The organism is Streptomyces sp. RP5T (genome assembly GCF_003933965.1).
In the GTDB taxonomy this organism is placed as follows: Bacteria; Actinomycetota; Actinomycetes; order Streptomycetales; family Streptomycetaceae; genus Streptomyces.
The window spans coordinates 1-6,118 of sequence record NZ_RSAJ01000503.1 but is presented as its reverse complement, the minus strand read 5'-3'; the positions used below and the strand labels follow the sequence as shown (position 1 = coordinate 6,118).

Sequence of the window (6,118 nt, the reverse complement as noted above, 5' to 3'; positions counted from 1 at the left end):
GGTCGATGACGTGGCCGTCCGTGGGGGAGACGGCGAGCAGGCCGGAGCGGTGCGTGTGGGTGGGGTCGGCGATGACCTCCTCGGCGAGTGCGCCTTGCCGATGCAGGCCCCGCAGGAGTGGGTCCTCGGTGTGGGCCAGGGGGGGGCCCGGCAGGTACGCCTCGACAAGGGCGGTGGCGTGCAGGGTGTGCTCCGGGACGGTGGGGCTGGTCGCGGTGAAGGTGCCGGTGCTCTCGTCGGTGTCGACCCGGATGCCGGCGCCCAGGAAGCGGACGATGCCGGCCCGGGACAGAGCCAGCAGCTGGCGCAGGCGGAATCCGGGCGGGCCGGAGGCCAGGAAGCTGAAGAAGCTGTGCCACCAGCCGTCGAGTTGCTCGGCGACGGAACGCGCGGTCAGCCGTCCCGCCGCGACCAGGCGGGGCAGTTGCCCGTAGACCGAGAGCAGGGCGAGGAATGCCCCGAGATCCGCGCTGAACGCCGGGTCCTCGCGGCGGGCGACGTCCCGGGCGATGTGGTCGCGCAGGTGTTCCTGGAAGGCCTCCGGCGTGGGGAAGGCGAGGCCGTCCAGCGGGCGGTCCAGGACCTCGAAGTCCAGGCGGTCCACCGGGTCGGGTACGGCCGTGGCGACGAGGGCCGCCATCTCGGCGTCGTACCAGCCCAGGCGGTCGTAGGCGGCGACGAAATCCGGCCACGGGAGGGCCGTGCGCTCGGGGTGGGCGTGGAAGAGCTCGTGGTAGTGGCCGAAGCCGATCTCCTTGGCCATCAGCGGCCACACGTCGCGCCGCAGGTCCAGCGGACGGCCCTCGGCGAGCAGCGCGTCGACCGCCTCGGGGCCGAGGTGACGCGGCAGGGGAGGCCGGGGACCCTGGAGGCGGTAGCGCGTCTTGGAGTGGTACGGCACCCCGCGCCGCGATCCGACGTGCAGGACCGGTTCGCGGCCGGACGCGAGGTAGGTGAGGGTGCCGTCGGCCTCGGTGCGGAAGGTGCCGCCGCGGCCCTCGGTGAGCAGCGCCATCAGGTCGATGAAGGCCAGCCCGAAGCCGCGCACGATGACGTGTTCGCCGGGTCGCAGTGCGGACAGGTCGGCGTCGGCGGTGAACTCGGGCGGCAGGTGAAAGCGGCCGTGCCGGCGGGCGAATGCGGCGTGGTCACGGTACTCGGCGGCGGGAGCGGAGCCGAGGTGTCCCTGGGCCAGGACCACCAGATCGGCGGTGAGCGGCGTGGCACGATCGGCGAGGTGCACCTGCTGTTGACCGTCCGGCGGACCGGTGACGGCGGTCGCGGTGGTGCGGTGCCACTCCACCGTGACGCTGGGCGGCAGTTGGGCCAGCGCCCTGCGGAACACCCATTTCAGGTAGGCGCTCTGTGCGCGGTGGGTGGGGAAGTCGGACCCGTCGAGTGTGCGCAGTTCCGCGAGCACCTCCGGGTCGGTGGGCTCGGCGTACGGGGTGTGGCGGGGGCTCCTGCCGGAGAACTGGGCGGCCCACTCGGCAAGGGAGGGGCCAGGCTGTACCGGGCCCTCGATCGTGGAGGACTCGTCGGTGAACATGGTGACGTCCTCGGCCATGGAGTTCATCCGCAGCAATGCCGACTGCTCATGACGCCAGACGCGTCCCGGGCCGGGCGGGTGCGGGTCCACCAGGTGGATGCGCAACTCTCTTGCGTCGTCCCATAGTTCGGGCACGTTGGCGGCGATTCGCTCCAGCAGGCCCGTGGCGCGCGGCCCCGCGCCGACGACGACCAGGACCGGCGAAGGGGTGCTGCTCACCGGTCACCGCCCATCGCCGGGCGGGCGTCGGCGGCCGTGGCCGCGCTCAGCCGGTGGCGCAGCGCGGTCAGGCGGCCGCGCAGCCGTTGCAGCGGGGTGGGCGGCAGGGCGCGGGAGTCCCCGCGCGCGTAGTACCGCTCGACGTAGAACTGGCCCGCGCTGAGCACTGTGGTGACCGCGATGTACCAGAGGGTGGCGACCATCAGCAGCGGGATGATCTGGTAGGTCTGGTTGTAGATGAGCTGCACCGAGTACAGCAGGTCGTGCACGGCCAGCACGCTGACGATGCTGGTGCCCTTGAGAGTGCCGATCAGCATGTTCCCTGCCGTGGGCACGATGGAGCGCATCGCCTGGGGGACGGTGATCCGGCGCAGGGTGCGGTGTCTGCTCAGCCCGAGGGCATGGGCCGCCTCGGTCTGCCCGGGGTCCACGGAGAGGATGCCGCCGCGCACCACCTCGGCGGCGTAGGCGGTCTCGTGCAGGGTCAGGCCGATGACGGCGGTCAGGGTGGGGCCTAGCAGATTGACCGTCTTGACGGTGAGGAACTGCGGGCCGAACGGGATGCCCAGGCCCAGCGTCGGATACAGGGCGCCGATGTTGAACCAGAACAGCAGCTGTACCAGCAGCGGTGTGGACCGGAAGATCCACACATAGCCCCAGCTCAGCGTGCGCAGGACAGGGTTGGCCGACAGCCGCATCACCGCGAGCACGGTGCCGAGCAGGAAGCCGAGCACCATCACCACAGCCGTCAGCCACAGGGACAGCAGCAGTCCGTCGAGCACGGCGGAGGTGGTGAAGTACCGGCCCACCACGCTCCATTGAAAGGCGTCGTTGCGGACGACGGAGTTGACCACCATCGCGAACAGCAGCAGGGCGACCGCAGCGGTCAGCCACCGGCCGGCGTGCCGGCGCGGCACGATCCGGGGCAGGTCGGGGGCAGGCGCGCTGGCCCGTGTCAGGGGTTTCGCCGCAGGGGCCGGCGTGACTTCGGAAGGCGTGACCATCGAGAGGTTCTCCGGGGGAGGGGATCGCAGGCGGGGGTGACCACCCGGTGGCACTCGCAGGGAGCGCAACGGCACAGGCGCTGCGTGCGTACGGTGCGGCCGGGGCTCGGCGTCGTCACGTTCGCCACGTCCCTCAACGCGGCCGGAGAGGCCGCCGCGCAGGGCGGGGCCGATCCGCTGTCGATCGTATGTGCCCAGGGCATCGATGTGTCAACAGCGTCCTGGGCGGCGTCGGCCCCCGGGCGGTCCGGCATCCGGGCGCTGCTTGACGAGCGCGACGATGTACTGCTCAATTAGTCGCATGAATGCCCAGCAGCGCTTGGTCTCGCGCGATCACATCGACTTCGGTCGGGTGTGGTCGGCCGCGTGTTGCGCCTGACTCGGCAGCGGGCCGTCTGACTGGCCCTTCCCTCCCTCGGTGACCCCGTCGCGGGCCGAGTTGTCTTCCCACGCGCGCTGCCGCAGCTCTGCTTCCAGCTCTGATTCTCCCGACGCTCGACGTCGTCACGACTGCACCGTCCCGTCTGCCTGACGGTTGTTCACCCACGCCCGCACGCACGGCGATTCCGCCATGCCTGCGTGTCGCCGCACCCTGAAAGGCCATCTCCCATGCCCGTGGAGTTCCTCGGCATCGCCGCCACCAACGACGGCTCCGAAACCACACCCCGCTCCGGCGCCGCGTTCGACAAGGAGTACACGCTCCGGCTCGCCCGGGCACACGAGGACCACGGCTGGGACCGGGTGCTGTTCGCCTACGGCTCCGGGTCCCCGGACCCCGCACCGGCCGCCGCGTACATCGCGAGCAGGTTGGAGCACCTGCAGATCCTGCTCGCCCATCGGCCCAACGTCTCCTATCCCACCTTCGCCGCGAAGACCTTCGCCACCCTCGATCAGATCAGCGAGGGCCGGCTGACCGTGCACTTCATCACCGGTGGCAACGACCGCGAGCAGGGCCGCGAGGGCGACACCCTCACCAAGGACGAGCGCTACGCCCGCACCCGCGAGTACATCCGGATCGTCAAGAGGATCTGGACCACTCACGAGCCCTTCGACCACGAGGGCGAGCACTACCGCTTCCACGACTTCGTCAGCGACGTCTTCCCTGTCCAACAGCCCCGCCCGAACGTCTCGTTCGGCGGCTCGTCCCCTGCCGCGTACGCCGCCGGAGGCGCCGAGGCCGACATCTACTGCCTGTGGGGCGAGCCCCTGGCGAAGACCGCCGAGCAGATCGAGAACGTGAAGGCCGCCGCGAAGGCCGCGGGCCGCACGGACGTGCCCCGCATCCAGGTGGCGTTCCGCCCGATCATCGCCCCGACCGAGGAGCTGGCCTGGGAGAAGGCCCACCGTACGGTCGGCGCGATCAAGGCCCGCAAGGAGCGGGGCGAGGCCCTCGGCAAGCGCCACAGCGGGCACACCCGGCCGCAGGCGGCGACACCTCAAAACGTCGGCTCCCAGCGGCTCATCGCCATCGCCGAGGCGGGGGAGCGCTACGACCGCGCCCTGTGGACCCCGACCGCCGCGGCGACCGGCGGCGCGGGCAACTCCAACGCCCTGGTCGGCACCCCGGAGACGGTCGCCCAGGCGCTCCTCGACTACTACGACCTCGGTGTCGACATCCTCTCCGCCCGCGGCTACGACCTGCTGGGTGACGCCGTCGACTTCGGCCGGTACGTGATCCCGATCGTCCGCGAGGAGGTCGCCAAGCGCGACGCCGAGCGCGCGGCACGCGCGACGCAGACTCTGACGGCGGTGAACGAATGACGTGCGTAACGGAGTTGACGGTCATTCAGGTCCCCGTCTCCGACCCGCGCGTGAGACCCCTGCTGCGCGAACTCGGCCACGAGTACTCCACGCGCTACGGCAAGGACGCCCACGCCGAGATCTCCCGCTATCCCGACGAGGAGTTCACCGAACCGTACGGCGGCCTGCTGCTCCTGCTGCTGGAGCGGGGTGAGCCCGTCGCAGGCGGCGCCTTCCGGCGGTACGACGCGACCACCGCGGAACTGAAGCGGATCTGGACCCACTCCGCCCACCGGCGGCGTGGTCTCGCCCGGCGGGTCATCGCCGAGCTGGAACGCGAGGCGGGCATCCGGGGCTACCGGCGGATCCATCTGACCACCGGGCCGCGCCAGCCCGAGGCCCGCGGCCTGTACCTGGCCACCGGCTACACACCGCTGTTCGACACCGAGGCGGACCCGGAAACCATCGGCCCGCTGCCCTTCGAGAAACATCTGCCGGCCGAAGCGCAGACAGCACGCACAGCAGTCACCGCACGCACAGGAAAGGCAGCCCACCTGTGAACCCTCGCCCGATCAGAACCCGCCTGCGCATCGCCGCGACCATCGCGCTGCTGCCCGTACTGGCGCTGACCGCCTGTGGCTCGGGCGACACCTCCGGCACCGCACCGGCGGGTGCTCAGGCATCTCCCGCGCCGACCGACGACCCGGTCGCCGCCGTACACAAGGTGGACTCCGCCGCCGCCCTGCTGCCCGCCGACGTCCGCGAAGCGGGCACACTGCGGGTCGGCAGCTCGGTCGGATTCCCGCCCGGGGCGTACTACCCGAACGGGCAGGACAAGGCGCCGGCCGGCCAGGACATCGACATCGCCGACGCGGTGGCCAAGGTCCTCGGCGTGAAGCTGGAGCGGCAGGACGCCTCCTTCGAGACGATCCTGCCCGCCCTGGGCAGCGGCAAGTACGACGTCGGGACCGGCAACTTCGGCGTCACCACCGAACGCCTGAAGACCATCGACTTCGTCACCTACGTCAACGACGGCCAGGGCTTCGCGGTGAAGACGGGCAACACCGCACTCGGCACGAAGGTCACCGACCTCACCCGGCTGTGCGGGCTGACCATCGGCACCGGCGCCGGCACCACCTTCGAAGCGACCCTCGCCGCACAGAAGGGGGTGTGCGCGAAGGCGGGCAGGAAGCCGTACGACGTGAAGGTCTACTCGGAGAACGCGGCGACCCTCACCGCACTCCAGCAGGGCCGCATCGACGTGATCATGTCCACCATCAACGGCCTGCGCTACCAGGCGGCCCAGCCCGCCTCGCAGACCACCTTCCTCGGCGAGTTCCACCGCCTCGACGTCGGCTTCGCCTTCAAGAAGGGCTCCCCACTGACCAAGGCCTTCCAGGCCGCCGTCAACGAGCTGATCAAGGACGGCACCTACGCCCGGATCCTCAAGAAGTGGGGCACCTCCGCCTCCGCGATCGACACGTCGCGGATCAACCCGTCCGAGCACAGCTGAGAGTTGAGCAGGAACCTCCACGATGTCCACGCCGCCATCCATCACTGCCATCGCGCCGCCCGGCGCGGCCACCCCGGGCAAAGGCCCCGGGGC

At 71.0% G+C, this 6,118-nt stretch carries 6 protein-coding genes; 4 read left to right on the top strand and 2 right to left on the bottom strand.

What is annotated here, in order from left to right; all coding sequences use genetic code 11:
- The coding region (locus EHS43_RS34690) for an FAD/NAD(P)-binding domain-containing protein (protein ID WP_148104156.1) at positions 1 to 1,768 on the bottom strand (1,768 nt) is incomplete at its 3' end.
- Positions 1,765 to 2,772: an amino acid ABC transporter permease gene (locus tag EHS43_RS34685; protein WP_125194613.1), complete on the bottom strand. Its 1,008-nt coding sequence runs from the start codon at positions 2,770 to 2,772 to the stop codon at positions 1,765 to 1,767. The genes EHS43_RS34690 and EHS43_RS34685, both read right to left, overlap by 4 nt.
- 84 nt (positions 2,773 to 2,856) lie before the next feature.
- Between EHS43_RS34685 and EHS43_RS34680 the strand changes: the two genes are divergently transcribed.
- The 4 genes from EHS43_RS34680 (at position 2,857) to EHS43_RS34665 (ending at position 6,025) form a co-directional block, all read left to right on the top strand.
- Positions 2,857 to 3,069, top strand: coding sequence for a hypothetical protein (locus tag EHS43_RS34680; protein WP_125194612.1), 213 nt, complete (start codon positions 2,857 to 2,859; stop codon positions 3,067 to 3,069).
- 312 nt (positions 3,070 to 3,381) lie between these two features.
- Positions 3,382 to 4,533 (top strand): LLM class flavin-dependent oxidoreductase, encoded by a 1,152-nt coding sequence (locus EHS43_RS34675; protein WP_125194611.1) that lies wholly within the window; start codon positions 3,382 to 3,384, stop codon positions 4,531 to 4,533.
- Positions 4,530 to 5,072, top strand: coding sequence for a GNAT family N-acetyltransferase (locus EHS43_RS34670; protein WP_125194610.1), 543 nt, complete (start codon positions 4,530 to 4,532; stop codon positions 5,070 to 5,072). The genes EHS43_RS34675 and EHS43_RS34670 overlap by 4 nt, the downstream gene beginning before the upstream one ends.
- Positions 5,069 to 6,025, top strand: a complete 957-nt coding sequence (locus tag EHS43_RS34665; RefSeq protein ID WP_260470836.1) for an ABC transporter substrate-binding protein — start codon at positions 5,069 to 5,071, stop codon at positions 6,023 to 6,025. Before EHS43_RS34670 ends, EHS43_RS34665 begins: the two co-directional genes overlap by 4 nt.
- The last annotated feature ends 93 nt before the right edge of the window (positions 6,026 to 6,118 follow it).

Coding starts and splice junctions, on each gene's coding strand:
- EHS43_RS34670 (WP_125194610.1), top strand. CDS start 4,530: ATGACGTGCGTAACGGAGTTGACGGTCATTCAGGTCCCCGTCTCCGAC.
- EHS43_RS34685 (WP_125194613.1), bottom strand. CDS start 2,772: ATGGTCACGCCTTCCGAAGTCACGCCGGCCCCTGCGGCGAAACCCCTG.
- EHS43_RS34675 (WP_125194611.1), top strand. CDS start 3,382: ATGCCCGTGGAGTTCCTCGGCATCGCCGCCACCAACGACGGCTCCGAA.